The organism is Providencia sp. JUb39, assembly GCF_012272845.1.
Classification (GTDB): domain Bacteria; phylum Pseudomonadota; class Gammaproteobacteria; order Enterobacterales; family Enterobacteriaceae; genus Providencia; species Providencia lanzhouensis.
Genome location: NZ_JAAWXD020000001.1, coordinates 1,465,829 through 1,477,563 on the forward strand (window position 1 = coordinate 1,465,829; position 11,735 = coordinate 1,477,563).

The window sequence follows — 11,735 nt, forward strand, 5'->3', positions numbered from 1 at the left end:
TTGTTGTTAATAAACGCATCTTATTGTTTTTAAAGAATTTAAATATATTTCTTTATAATTATCTTGATGAATGTAAAATTTCGTAAGAAAAATCTTATTATTGTTTAGTGAATGTTATTGGCGTGAATCTTTAAAAGGTTTTGATGTCTAATATCCGCTGAGCTTGTATTATATGTTTTTTCTGGTCTCATAATGAATCCCATCGAATGACCTGCTTCTGCTGCATTTTGTAAAAGAATAAAATCTTGTTCATTTATTTCTGGCAACCATCCTAATACAACACTGTAATTACCGCTTCTTAATGCTTTTTCCATGGCATCAATGGTCGTAATAGAATTAACTTGGTTAAATTGCATGATTTTATTGATGGGCAAACCAGCTTGCTCTAACCAGTGTTTACTCAGTTTTTTATCTGGGCTCAGCCATAATAGCCAACGTGATTGAATACCGAACTGGCGCAACATGGGTAGCAAGATGTAATCCATAATTGGGTGTTGTTCGTTATAGACTAGCTCGCTCACCATGCCTTGTTGTATTGAGCCATTTGCAAAACTCATTGCTGGGGTTGCATTGCTTAAATTGCTATGCGTAAGACGGTCATGCGTGAAGCTATCATTAGTAAAATGATTAAGAGAATGTGTTGTTGCGCTATTCCAAGTAGAAATACTCATAATTCACCTCGCTACAATTTTACATGTAGAACAATGTTTCATGGAGATAGTTGCTGTATGAACATACAGTAACTGTATATTTATACAATATCAAGGCTATTTTTACAAAGCGCTTCGCAACTTTGTGGTTTTTATGCGAGTTATACTTGGCATTTTTAACTGAAACTTTAAAATCGATTAAACATAATTATATGTAAAAACAGTTGTTTTTTTATTGCTTGAAGCTCAAGGACGATTGTGTTTTTTTTATTCATAAGGAGATGGAAAAGTGTCATTACAAAATGAAAGAAGTTCCCTTTTACAACAAATTTTGGGGCAGTTTGGCGCGCTAAAAAAGAAAAACCATTTCGGTGGATACTGTTTGTGCATTGATAATGCACTGGTGGGGTTAGTACTGGATGGTCAATTCTATGTTCGTGGGTGCCTGTTTTCTCGTAGCTATTTTGAATCAGTTGGGTTTGAACGGTTGGTATACAGTAAAAGAGGTATACCTCTAGAGATGCGCTATTACCAACTTCCGGAAGAGGCCTGGTGTAACCCATCAATATTGAGTCATATCATTGAATTAGCTTACCGCTCAGCCATGGAAGAAACTCAACAAAGAGAGTCGGCGGCGGTACGCATCAAGGACTTGCCAAATATGAATATGGCAATGGAGAGGGCGCTTGGGAAAATTGGAATTTTCCATGCTGAAGACCTCATTATGATTGGTGCTAAAGCGTGTTTTTTGAAACTAAAACAGCATGGGAAGCTAATACCAAGTGTAAAACAATTGATTGGATTGGCTGCGGCTATTGAGGGGTGCCATAGTGAAGTATTACCTTCTCGAACTCGGCAGGAGCTCATTAACTGGTTTAACAGCATGAACTAATTTTCATTCTTTCAAATCAGCGGGCATGACCATTAATAGGTTTTAATGCCCGCTCATCAGTTTATTTTATGACAAACTAATCTGTTTAATCATTGATTTTATTTCAGGAATTAATTCAACCAGTAATTTAGTTTGTTCCATGATCAAGACGGTTTTCTCATCGTCATCGCTGGATGCACGGTCAATGCGATTCAGTAAGCTCACTCTTAGGCGCTCTGATTTTTCGTCAATAATTGCGGGATCTAAGGATGTGGCTTGAATAGACGATTCGATATAGCAGATTGCATCATTTAATAAGGCGAGATTCGCTTCGTTTTGCATTTGCTCTCGATGGGCGCCGAGTGCTGAAATATAGCTCAGTAATGTATGGTTTAAACACAGTAAGCGGAATGCTTGCTCTTGCGTAATTTGGTATGACTTAGGATCCGATGCCATATTTGAAACAATTGAAGCAAATTCTGCGTCATTATTATGGGCGTCACGCCTTGCAACACGGTACTCCAAGCTATTATCTTTACCTTGATAATATTGCTGCAAAATAGCGTCTAAATAACGGCAGTTGCTATCCATCGTTTTCTGAACTACTTGTGGTAACTGTCGAAATTTCCAGTCAGGCCAAATAAAACTGACGGCAAGTAATGCGATAAAACAGCCAATTAGAGTGTCGATTATTCGAGGTAATGCGACTTCGAAACCTTCACCGAGTAAATTGAAGCAAAATAGCACCAGTAATGTAATAAATAGTGTTGCTTGGGCATATTGGCTGCTACGGAACATGAAGAACAGTAACCCGGTGATAACGATTAGGGTGAGCTGCCCCTCAATGGATGGCACGATATTGAGTAAAGGTAAGCCAATGGCAATCCCTAATAACGTGCCTGTAATACGTAATGCTAGACGGCGCTTAGTCGCATTATAGTTGGGTTGGCATACAAATAAGCTAGTGAGTAAGATCCAATAACCGCGTTCTAAATCAAATAATTGAATAATCAAGTATCCAGTACAAAGCAAGACTGACATTCTGATTGCATGACGAAACAGCGAGGATTTGGGGGTTAAATGATGTTTGAAGCGGGCAAATACATCACGAATACCCGAGACTGATTCGTCAGATAATTGTTCAATTTGCTTATTATTTTGCTGCCAAGAAGCTTGGCCTAAGCTCAAGCCTTTTAGTTGGACATCAATACCTTTGAGATTTTTTAGCAAATTTCGTAATGCTTTTATTTCATGCAATTCAGGAGATTGTTGCTGGAGTAGCTGCAAGGAGTTTTCAATATACGTAAATGTGCGCTCAAAGCGTGGATTATGCTGATACTGCTTGCGCCATAACACGGATTGAGCTATCTGCTGGCAGGCTCTAGCTTGCATGGTTAATAAGCGTTGAAAGCGAAATAAAATATCACAATGACGCAAACGACGACTAAGTTGTTGATATTGAATGTGCGATGAACTAGCTCGTTCATGAATGTCTTGAGCGACAAAGTAATATTGCAATGTATTACGCGTGCCTCGCTGACCTCTATCGCCTTTTAATCGGCTGAGTAGCGATATTTTTGCCTGATTCATTGTACTGACTAACGTACTGTTAACTAAGGCTAAATCATAGACTGATTGCTGATAGTCATCTTCAAGATCAGGATCAAATAAGTTTGCCTTTGCATCAAGATAAGCCGAAAGCTGCTGATAACATTGTGTTATGGCATCTTGTAGCGGGCGAACAGGGAACAGGATATGCCCGATAAGGGTAAGAATGTTGTACCAAATGGCGCCAGTTAATAAGAGCGCTGGCTGGATGTACCAAGTATCAAAAATAGGTACGCCCAGCATGGTGTATATTGCAATGAGCAGAGCACCGAAAGCGATAGTGGCATAACGTTGCCCTAATGCGCCAAGTAAGATAAAACCGCAGGTTGAGAATGCTAACCCAAAAAAGAATAAAACAGGGTAAGGGAAAAGTAATTCAATAGAGACAGAGGCAATTAAAAAGCAGAATAAAGTGATAATTAAATTTTTTATTCTGCCAGTCAATCTATCATCTAAGTCAGTGAGTGCGGCAGCGACAACGCCTAGAGTTAAAGGGATAGTGACTTTAGGCTCTAAGCCTAAAAGCCATGGAACCAAGGTTGAGCCTGTCAGCGCAATTAAGATTCGGATATAATATAAAATATGGCTGTTATAGAGCACACGACGATAACTGGTTAGCAGCGTTAGCACAAAGTACCTCAGTGGTAAGACAAATCCTTATCTATATAGAATAACGTGTTTACGTAGAATAAAAAACTATTAGCAATTATGCTTTGATTATTTTCACGAATGATTCACACAGGTGCAGAACGTATGGAACTGAAATCGACACAGATTGGACAGCGCCTGGCTCAGCATCCCTATAATCGGGTTCGCTTACTTAATGCAGGCATTGAAGTTAGTGGTGAAAACCATCAATATCTTATTCCCTTCAATGAGCTAGTCGATATTCGCTGTAAGCGTGGGATCGTCTGGGGGGAATTGGAATTTGAAGTTTTAGATGAACAAGTCGTTCGTTTGCACGGTACTGAGTGGAAACAAACTCAGCGTTTCTACCATTTTTTGAATGAAAAATGGCAGCAATGGAGCGTTGAAATGAGCGAGGTCAGTGCTCAAGTATTGACGTCTTTAACCCAGTCGATTTTACAACAAACTCAGCAAGATGCGTGGTTAAGTTTACGTAGCTTGCAGTCGATAAAAGAAAGGATCACTCAGCAGTTTTCATCACTTCCTTTACCCCTCGTTCGAATGCCTTTATTTGAAAACTGTGCCGCACATTACCAATTTTGCAAGCAGTGGCTAACGAATAGTGAACAATGCCGCAAGCAAAATAATCAGAATTGGTGCCAGTCAGTTCTAACACGCTATGATGATTTTTTCCAACATATTGAATCCTCTCCATTAAATTATTCTCAATCATTATCAGTTATTAATGGCGAAGATAATGTTTTAGTTTTAGCGGGAGCGGGCAGTGGAAAAACGTCGGTGCTGGTTGCAAGGGCAGGGTGGCTTCTATTAAGAGAGCTGGCTAAACCTGAGCAAATCTTATTATTGGCGTTTGGGCGTAAAGCTGCAGAAGAGATGAATGAGCGGATTCAATCTCGTTTACAACAAAAAGAGATTGAGGCGAAAACCTTTCACGCACTTGCATTGCAGATTATCCGCGAAGGTAGCAATAAGTCACCAGTAATTAGTGCGTTAGAGTCGGATACCGAAAAGCGCCAATCTCTTTTGTTGAATGAATGGCGAGAGCAGTGCTCCAGTAAAAAAGCCCAAGCGAAAGGCTGGCGAGAGTGGCTGTCAGAAGAATTGCAATGGAATATTCCTGAAGGTGAATTTTGGAATGATGAAAAAATTAGTCGCAAAGTGGTCGTTCGACTAGAGCGCTGGTTGAGTTTGATCCGCTCTCATGGTGGTAGCCAAAAAGAGATGGTCGACAATACGCGGGAAGAAATTCGTGCGCTATTCCAAAAACGAATTCGTTTAATGGCTCCGTTATTGAAAGCTTGGAAGAGTGCTCTCAAAGATGAAGGTGCGATTGATTTCTCCGGTCTTATCCATCAAGCGATCAATATTATTGAAAAAAGGCGTTTTATTAGCCCATGGAAACATATTTTAGTTGATGAATTTCAAGATATTTCACCACTGAGAGCCAAATTATTACATGCATTACGCCAACAAAATAAGCAAACCTGTTTATTTGCGGTTGGTGATGATTGGCAGGCAATCTATCGCTTTAGTGGCGCTGAATTGGATTTGACGACGTCATTTAAAACGCATTTTGGTGAAGGGGATTTATGCGCATTAGATACAACATACCGGTTTAATGAGCGCATTGGTGATGTTGCGAATCGTTTTGTGTTACAGAACCCAAGCCAGTTAGATAAGCCATTAAATAGCCTAACTAAAGGTAATAAAAAATCAGTCGTTTTATTGTATGAAGATGCGCTAGAGCGTTTATTGGATAAAATGAGTGGTTATGTTTTAGATGATGAAAATATCTTAATTTTGGCTCGCTACCATTATTTAAAACCGGAAATTCTTAATAAAGCGGAAACTCGCTGGCCGAAATTGAAAATTCAATTTATGACCATGCATGCATCGAAAGGTCAACAAGCGGATCATGTCATTATTTGTGGTTTAAATGGTGGCAAAGAGGGGTTCCCAGCGCCTGCGCGGGAGTCGATTATTGAAGACGCTTTGCTGCCGCAACCTGAACATTTTGAACATGCGGAAGAGCGACGACTATTTTATGTGGCATTGACGAGAGCGAAGCAACAAGCATGGTTATTGTATAACCCTGATAATCCATCCGAGTTTGTTGAAGAGCTAAGGCAAATGGGCGTACCTAGACAGAAAAAACCTTAAAAATCGCTTATTAAAGTTCAGAGCTTAAAAATGAAAACTGCGCCATTGAGTATACTGATGGCGCAGTTTTTTATTTATTTACGACTATTTTCAGGCGTACTATTAATTAGTGCGTTTATTTAAATAGCTTTGATAATCAGGGATCACAATATCAATTTCCCCATCAAAGAAAGGGGAGGTAATCAGAAAATCAGCGGTAGCAGGATTGGTGGCAACAGGAATATTCCATACAGTGGCCAGTCGCAGAAGCGCTTTGACATCAGGATCGTGAGGAACGGCATTTAACGGATCCCAAAAGAAAATGAGTAGGTCGATTTTCTGCTCTGCAATCATGGCACCAATTTGTTGGTCACCGCCCATTGGGCCGCTCAACATGCCAGTAACGGGTAAACCGGTTTCTTTATTGACTAAGCTCCCAGTGGTACCTGTTGCAAACAGTTTGTGTGAGCTTAATTTCGTTTTATTTTGGGTTACCCAACCGAGTAAGGATGATTTACAGTGGTCATGGGCAACTAAGGCAATATTTTTTGAAGCTGCGATTTTTCGGGTGGTAGATTCCATGAGGTTCCCTTAAACAAGATTGGCATCACAAATAGATAGCTGTCACGCATCTTAAAAATTGAGTGAACAAAGATGTACAACATATATCATAATGCATATGAATAGTTTACTGATTTTGGGAGATATTTTGATGAGAGATCAAGAAATTGCTGAAATTCTAACAAGCGTTAAGACAATTGCATTAGTTGGCGCGAGTGACCGTACAGACCGCCCAAGCTATGAAGTCATGGAATACCTCTTACATCAAGGGTATCAGGTTATTCCGGTGAGTCCGAAGCTCGCGGGGCAAACATTATTAGGGCAGCGAGTTTATGCACAACTGAGTGAAATTCCTAACCCTGTTGATATGGTTGATGTTTTTAGAAATGCAGAGGCTGCAGTTGGTGTTGCTCATGAAGCCGTCGCCATTAAAGCTAAAGTCTTATGGTTACAAAAAGGGGTTATTAGCGAAGAGGCGCAAAGAATTGCTGTGAATGCGGGATTACAATGCGTGATGGATAAGTGTCCTAAACAAGAAATTCCAGCGTTAGGTTTGGAAAAATAAGTATCGCGAGTTCATCGACGGTAATGTAAAAAAATAAAGCAGCTGGTGGGCTGCTTTACTGGATTGCGTTCATGATCAGTTACGTAGACGTGGAGCTTGTAATTGGGATCTTATCGATTCTGCTAACTCATCCATAGAAGGTTGTTCCGGATGGTCATCAGTCATCTCATAAGTAATCTGTGCTTCTGCTAAATAAGTATGAACCGCTTCCCCATTATCATCTTCCATGACGACATGATACCAAGGCAGATCGCGTAATGTACTGTTGGATGCAATGTCATCATCATGTGGTTGGTCGAGCGAGTATTCAGGGTCAACATCAACAACTACCCCAAGGTAGCCGAGAAGTTTGTGTCTGACTTGTTGCCCGATACCATATTTACTGGTGATCATCATAGCGACCTCCTTAAAAGCCTTGCTTGTGCTGTAAACTACATGTGGGCAGTGCTGTGCGTTTTCAAGCCAATGTGTGGACAATTACTCATAACGCAATACACTGTCTTTAAGTAATAACGAAAAGCAGTGCCTCAATAATCAGATTATCTGCTGAATGAATAAAAAACAACTGCGCCAGAGGGTTTTAATTGATTAAGTAATGACATCGGAGGCTTATATGACAGCAACAGGTCGTTATTTCTATATTTATGGGCGAGTCCAAGGTGTTGGGTTTCGTTACCAAACCTATCATTGGGCGAATCAAAATGGGGTCAAAGGTTTTGTTTATAACCGGGATGATGGCAGTGTGAAACTGGCTATTTATGGTTCCGAGCAGGATATTGAATTTGTCGATGATTGGCTGAAAGCGGGCGGGCCTCCGGGCGCTAAAATCGACCACTACTTTAGTGAAAATTGGCATACGGAACCAATAGCGGATTTTTCCGTCCGCTATTAATGTATTCTTAAATGATTAGCAGGTTCTTAAATACATTTTACGGGTTTAGGAAGACCTGCAAGTTTTGTCGCTTGCTTCGCAGGACCTTGAGGAAACAGTCGATATAAATAACGGCTGTTGCCTTTTTCTTCCCCAAACTGCTGAGAAACCGCTTTAACTAACATTCTGATCGCTGGTGATGTATTAAATTCTAAATAAAACGCACGAACGAAACGGATAATTTCGAGATGCTCGTCAGTGAGTTCAATTTCTTCTTGCGCAGCGAGTAGCGGAATAAGATCTTCGCTCCATTGTTGGCTATCAAGTAGGTAGCCTTGCGAGTCTGTTTCAATTTCTTGATTATTAAAAACCAACATACTTAATTTCTATCCAAACAAAAGTAGACCGCAAATTTAGCAAAAAACCAGCAATAACCCAAGTAAACCCTGTTGGAATAGGAAAAAATGTTGATAATTTCATCCATTGAATCAATGTGCGTCTATTTTTAAAGCGAACGAACAAATTAGGGGTTTACATTGAAAGCGCAGATGATTATAGTGCTCGTCATTGCGGAGGGGTGGCCGAGCGGCTGAAGGCAGCGGTCTTGAAAACCGCCGATGGGAAACCATCCGAGAGTTCGAATCTCTCCTCCTCCGCCATCTTCACTTCTAATCAAGTCTACTAAAGTCTCTCAATCCCAAGTAAATCAAGCATTCAAGCTAAATCCCATTATTCCAACGTCTACTATCGTCTATTGAAAACTACCCCCTTTAGGTGGTACATATGGGGGTACATTTATACCCCATGATTTGAGTACCCCCAAATGAAGCTAACCGTTAAGCAAATTGATTCCAGCAAGCCTAAAGAAAAAGACTACAAACTATCTGATGGTGGTGGGCTGTACCTATTGGTTAAAACGAACGGCGGAAAGTATTGGCGGTTAAAATACCGAATCGATGGTAAAGAGAAGCTTTTAGCTATTGGAATTTATCCAACTGTTACACTCGCTGATGCCAGAAGAAAGCGTGATGATGCAAAGAGATTGCTGGCGGATGGAATTGACCCAAACCAACAACGCAAAGAACAAAAGCAAGCCTCAAAGATTGACAGTGTAAACACCTTTAAAAATATCGCCCTTGAATGGTATGAGGGAAGAAAGGATCGCTGGTCTGTTGGTTATCGTGATGACATGATGGACGCATTCGAAAAAGACGTCTTTCCTTATATAGGTAATCGCCCGATTGCCGAAATCAAACCAATGGAATTACTTGAAGTGCTTTCTATTATGGAAAAGCGCGGAGCAACCGAGAAGCTAAAGAAAGTGCGTCAACGTTGTGGTGAGGTATGGAAGTACGCCATTATTACTGGTAGGGCTGAGTATAACCCCGCGCCAGATTTAGCCAGTGCCTTTGTTCCGCATAAGCGTGAGCATTACGCCCATCTTTCAGTAAGTGAATTACCAGAATTTCTTTCTTCTATTGATAAGTATATGGGAAGCCAGATTGTTAGAGTGGCATTAAGGGTACTTATATTAACTGGAGTTCGACCAGGCGAATTGAGAAAGGCCGAATGGTCAGAAATTAACTTTGATACTGGAGTGTGGGAGATACCGGCTGAAAAAATGAAGATGCGCCGCCCTCATATTGTACCGTTATCAGAGCAGGTTATTGATTTACTGAAGCAGATACACCCCATCAGTGGCAGTTATCAATATGTATTCCCTAGCCGCACTGATTATAGAAAGCATATATCAGATATGGCACTGAATACGATGATTAGGCGCATGGGTTATAGTGGCAGAGCCACAGGTCACGGATTCAGGCACACAATGAGCACCATCCTACACGAACAAGGCTATAACACAGCATGGATTGAGACACAGTTAGCGCACGTTGATAAGAACTCTATTCGTGGAACGTATAACCATGCTCAGTATATTGATGGACGTAGAGAAATGCTTCAATGGTACGCTGATTACATGGGAGCATTAGAGAACGGGGATAATGTTGTCCACGGTAACTTTAAACGTGCTTAAGTAGCCAGCAATCGAATACTGAACCAGACAGTAAAAAGTCTGGTTTTTTTGTACCTAAAATAGTCATAACTGGACAAATAGACAGTAATTATAGACTGTAGTAGACTTGTGCAGACTATAAAGAATAAAGCTATGTCTAGGCTGATCCCCGAAAACTAGTACACCTCTACTAGCTGGCATAGCTCCTATCAAAAGAGGGCGTGAGGTGGCGAGTGAGTTTTTTTAAAGCGATAGAGAGAGAGAAACAGCAGGTAATTTACCTAGAAGAATTTATTAATGAAATTGCAAAAATGCAAGGTGTGAGTGATGTTGATGTTGTGGCTATTTTATATAGAGAAATATATGAAGAAATTCCATTTAATAAGCCATTTAATTTATATTACTACACCGAACTCGACTCTTTTGTGAAACTATCAAAGCACGAGGCTACACAGGTATTATCTGAATTTAGTAACGACAGTTGCCCGTTTGCTCCATTTGACATAATGAGACAAGTCTCAGATAGGGAGTGGAAATCATATAAGGTGTGCGTTAAAGCAATGGAAGCGGCAGTCTTTCTGTTAGATGTTAATGTACCGCTTCCTAGTTGTTTAGACTTTATAAAAGAGAATGCAGAGATACAGCTCAGTGAGGAGAGAAAGAAAAACCAAAAAGTAGCTGATGAACTTAAAAAGAAATATGAAACAGATAAAAACATACCAGAACTGAAAAAGTGGAATGAGTTTGCTGGTAAAGAAACTGCTTTAATGTTCATAGCTGGCTTATGCTTGGCTTTAACCGATAAAAAAGGAGCCGCTTATAAGAATGGTTCCAAAATGAACAAAAGCGCTATAGCAGAAGGCGCTATTGCTGCTATAGACAACTACGGGAAAGGCTCAACAATAAGTACAAAATCACTTACTAATTTGATTAATCAAGCGCTAGATGAAAACGAGCCAGATGATGGATTTAGTCTATAGAGTAACTGCGCTTCCAAAGATAAAAACGAGACTTCCAAACTGTATGTAAAATAACCGAAAATGGATATTTCTACTTCCAAAGACTGTTTTTTATCGCTTCCTACTATTTTGCGCACACTTCCATACAGTGTGTTAATTATTTGATTCAATAACCCCTGAAATATATGGGCGTCTATTAAGGCGCATCATTGACTAGATAACAGGGGGCATCATGCCAACAGTTACAACCTTAAAAGAAAACCTCATTCGCTTACCTGAAGTAATGCGCCGTACAGGCTATGCTAAAGCATGGGTGTATGTGCTTATTGCAAGAAATGAATTCCCTAAACCAGTGAAGATAGGCTCTCGTTCTATTGCTTTCGTTGAATCGGAAGTGGATGAATGGGTAGCAAATAAGATTGCTGAATCGCGTACTGGCGAGGTGGCATAATGGAAAAGAAAAACCACCCGCTACAGGTGGCTTCTCAGAATAACGTCACAGAGTCTATTCTACCAAAGAACCCGCCGAAAAAACATCGCGCCCGTTTATATATGTTAGGTACTGGCATTAATGGATTTACAGAGAATGAAATATTAATTCATTGTCGTTTATCGTCAGGACGTAATTATCCAAATGAATTGGAGCGCTTATTAAATATCGAACTAGAACGCATTGATGAACCTAATTCTGATGGTATCGGGTCACACTACCGTTATCGCTTTAAGACAGCTCAGGATGCGCAAAAGGTTATCAATTTAATCAATGAACGCGCTGAAAAAGGTAATTATCAAACACTGAATAAAACACTCGTAGATAATATTTTAAGCCTCTACCCGACAAAATAGCGG

At 40.2% G+C, this 11,735-nt stretch carries 13 protein-coding genes and 1 tRNA gene; 9 read left to right on the forward strand and 5 right to left on the reverse strand.

The features are described 5' to 3' along the window. Positions 1–104: 104 nt before the first annotated feature. Positions 105–671: an SOS-induced cell division inhibitor SulA gene (gene sulA, locus HFU86_RS06455; RefSeq protein WP_187128928.1), complete on the reverse strand. Its 567-nt coding sequence runs from the start codon at positions 669–671 to the stop codon at positions 105–107. 268 nt (positions 672–939) lie between these two features. On the opposite strand from sulA, the gene HFU86_RS06460 reads away from it, so the two are divergent. Further along, complete coding sequence (locus HFU86_RS06460; RefSeq protein WP_187128929.1) at positions 940–1,542, forward strand: TfoX/Sxy family DNA transformation protein; 603 nt, start codon at positions 940–942, stop codon at positions 1,540–1,542. 66 nt (positions 1,543–1,608) lie between these two features. Here the strand turns inward: HFU86_RS06460 and yccS are convergent, their stop codons facing one another. Further along, entirely contained in the window at positions 1,609–3,759 is a 2,151-nt protein-coding gene (yccS, locus tag HFU86_RS06465; protein WP_187128930.1) for a YccS family putative transporter, read from the reverse strand. Positions 3,760–3,882: 123 nt separating this feature from the next. On the opposite strand from yccS, the gene helD reads away from it, so the two are divergent. Beyond that, on the forward strand, positions 3,883–5,937 hold the full coding sequence (helD, locus tag HFU86_RS06470; protein ID WP_187128931.1) for a DNA helicase IV: 2,055 nt from the start codon (positions 3,883–3,885) through the stop codon (positions 5,935–5,937). A 102-nt stretch (positions 5,938–6,039) separates the two neighbouring features. Here helD and HFU86_RS06475 read toward each other — a convergent pair whose 3' ends face one another. Continuing rightward, complete coding sequence (locus HFU86_RS06475; RefSeq protein WP_154637430.1) at positions 6,040–6,498, reverse strand: methylglyoxal synthase; 459 nt, start codon at positions 6,496–6,498, stop codon at positions 6,040–6,042. Positions 6,499–6,628: 130 nt separating this feature from the next. On the opposite strand from HFU86_RS06475, the gene HFU86_RS06480 reads away from it, so the two are divergent. Further along, positions 6,629–7,042, forward strand: a complete 414-nt coding sequence (locus HFU86_RS06480; RefSeq protein WP_187128932.1) for a CoA-binding protein — start codon at positions 6,629–6,631, stop codon at positions 7,040–7,042. Positions 7,043–7,117: 75 nt separating this feature from the next. On the opposite strand, the gene hspQ is transcribed toward HFU86_RS06480, so the two are convergent. After that, positions 7,118–7,438 (reverse strand): heat shock protein HspQ, encoded by a 321-nt coding sequence (hspQ, locus tag HFU86_RS06485; protein ID WP_006813539.1) that lies wholly within the window; start codon positions 7,436–7,438, stop codon positions 7,118–7,120. A 217-nt stretch (positions 7,439–7,655) separates the two neighbouring features. Between hspQ and HFU86_RS06490 the strand changes: the two genes are divergently transcribed. After that, positions 7,656–7,934: an acylphosphatase gene (locus HFU86_RS06490; protein WP_036951674.1), complete on the forward strand. Its 279-nt coding sequence runs from the start codon at positions 7,656–7,658 to the stop codon at positions 7,932–7,934. A gap of 26 nt (positions 7,935–7,960) precedes the next feature. On the opposite strand, the gene HFU86_RS06495 is transcribed toward HFU86_RS06490, so the two are convergent. Next, positions 7,961–8,290: a TusE/DsrC/DsvC family sulfur relay protein gene (locus HFU86_RS06495; protein ID WP_036951672.1), complete on the reverse strand. Its 330-nt coding sequence runs from the start codon at positions 8,288–8,290 to the stop codon at positions 7,961–7,963. A gap of 194 nt (positions 8,291–8,484) precedes the next feature. Between HFU86_RS06495 and HFU86_RS06500 the strand changes: the two genes are divergently transcribed. The 5 genes from HFU86_RS06500 to HFU86_RS06520 all read left to right on the forward strand — a co-directional run bounded on the left by HFU86_RS06500 (position 8,485) and on the right by HFU86_RS06520 (position 11,732). Further along, a tRNA-Ser gene (locus tag HFU86_RS06500) sits at positions 8,485–8,572 on the forward strand. Positions 8,573–8,736: 164 nt separating this feature from the next. Beyond that, positions 8,737–9,948: a tyrosine-type recombinase/integrase gene (locus HFU86_RS06505; RefSeq protein WP_187128933.1), complete on the forward strand. Its 1,212-nt coding sequence runs from the start codon at positions 8,737–8,739 to the stop codon at positions 9,946–9,948. A gap of 212 nt (positions 9,949–10,160) precedes the next feature. After that, positions 10,161–10,907: a hypothetical protein gene (locus tag HFU86_RS06510; RefSeq protein WP_187128934.1), complete on the forward strand. Its 747-nt coding sequence runs from the start codon at positions 10,161–10,163 to the stop codon at positions 10,905–10,907. Positions 10,908–11,118: 211 nt separating this feature from the next. Further along, positions 11,119–11,337, forward strand: a complete 219-nt coding sequence (locus tag HFU86_RS06515) for a helix-turn-helix transcriptional regulator (protein WP_187128935.1) — start codon at positions 11,119–11,121, stop codon at positions 11,335–11,337. After that, complete coding sequence (locus tag HFU86_RS06520) at positions 11,337–11,732, forward strand: hypothetical protein (RefSeq protein ID WP_187128936.1); 396 nt, start codon at positions 11,337–11,339, stop codon at positions 11,730–11,732. Before HFU86_RS06515 ends, HFU86_RS06520 begins: the two co-directional genes overlap by 1 nt. Positions 11,733–11,735 lie beyond the last annotated feature (3 nt).

What these genes read in the sequence shown, in the direction of transcription:
- HFU86_RS06475 (WP_154637430.1), bottom strand. Translation starts at nt 6,498, where the DNA reads ATGGAATCTACCACCCGAAAAATCGCAGCTTCAAAAAATATTGCCTTA.
- HFU86_RS06495 (WP_036951672.1), bottom strand. Translation starts at nt 8,290, where the DNA reads ATGTTGGTTTTTAATAATCAAGAAATTGAAACAGACTCGCAAGGCTAC.
- HFU86_RS06520 (WP_187128936.1), top strand. Translation starts at nt 11,337, where the DNA reads ATGGAAAAGAAAAACCACCCGCTACAGGTGGCTTCTCAGAATAACGTC.
- HFU86_RS06480 (WP_187128932.1), top strand. Translation starts at nt 6,629, where the DNA reads ATGAGAGATCAAGAAATTGCTGAAATTCTAACAAGCGTTAAGACAATT.
- HFU86_RS06515 (WP_187128935.1), top strand. Translation starts at nt 11,119, where the DNA reads ATGCCAACAGTTACAACCTTAAAAGAAAACCTCATTCGCTTACCTGAA.
- helD (WP_187128931.1), top strand. Translation starts at nt 3,883, where the DNA reads ATGGAACTGAAATCGACACAGATTGGACAGCGCCTGGCTCAGCATCCC.
- HFU86_RS06505 (WP_187128933.1), top strand. Translation starts at nt 8,737, where the DNA reads ATGAAGCTAACCGTTAAGCAAATTGATTCCAGCAAGCCTAAAGAAAAA.
- HFU86_RS06490 (WP_036951674.1), top strand. Translation starts at nt 7,656, where the DNA reads ATGACAGCAACAGGTCGTTATTTCTATATTTATGGGCGAGTCCAAGGT.
- sulA (WP_187128928.1), bottom strand. Translation starts at nt 671, where the DNA reads ATGAGTATTTCTACTTGGAATAGCGCAACAACACATTCTCTTAATCAT.
- hspQ (WP_006813539.1), bottom strand. Translation starts at nt 7,438, where the DNA reads ATGATGATCACCAGTAAATATGGTATCGGGCAACAAGTCAGACACAAA.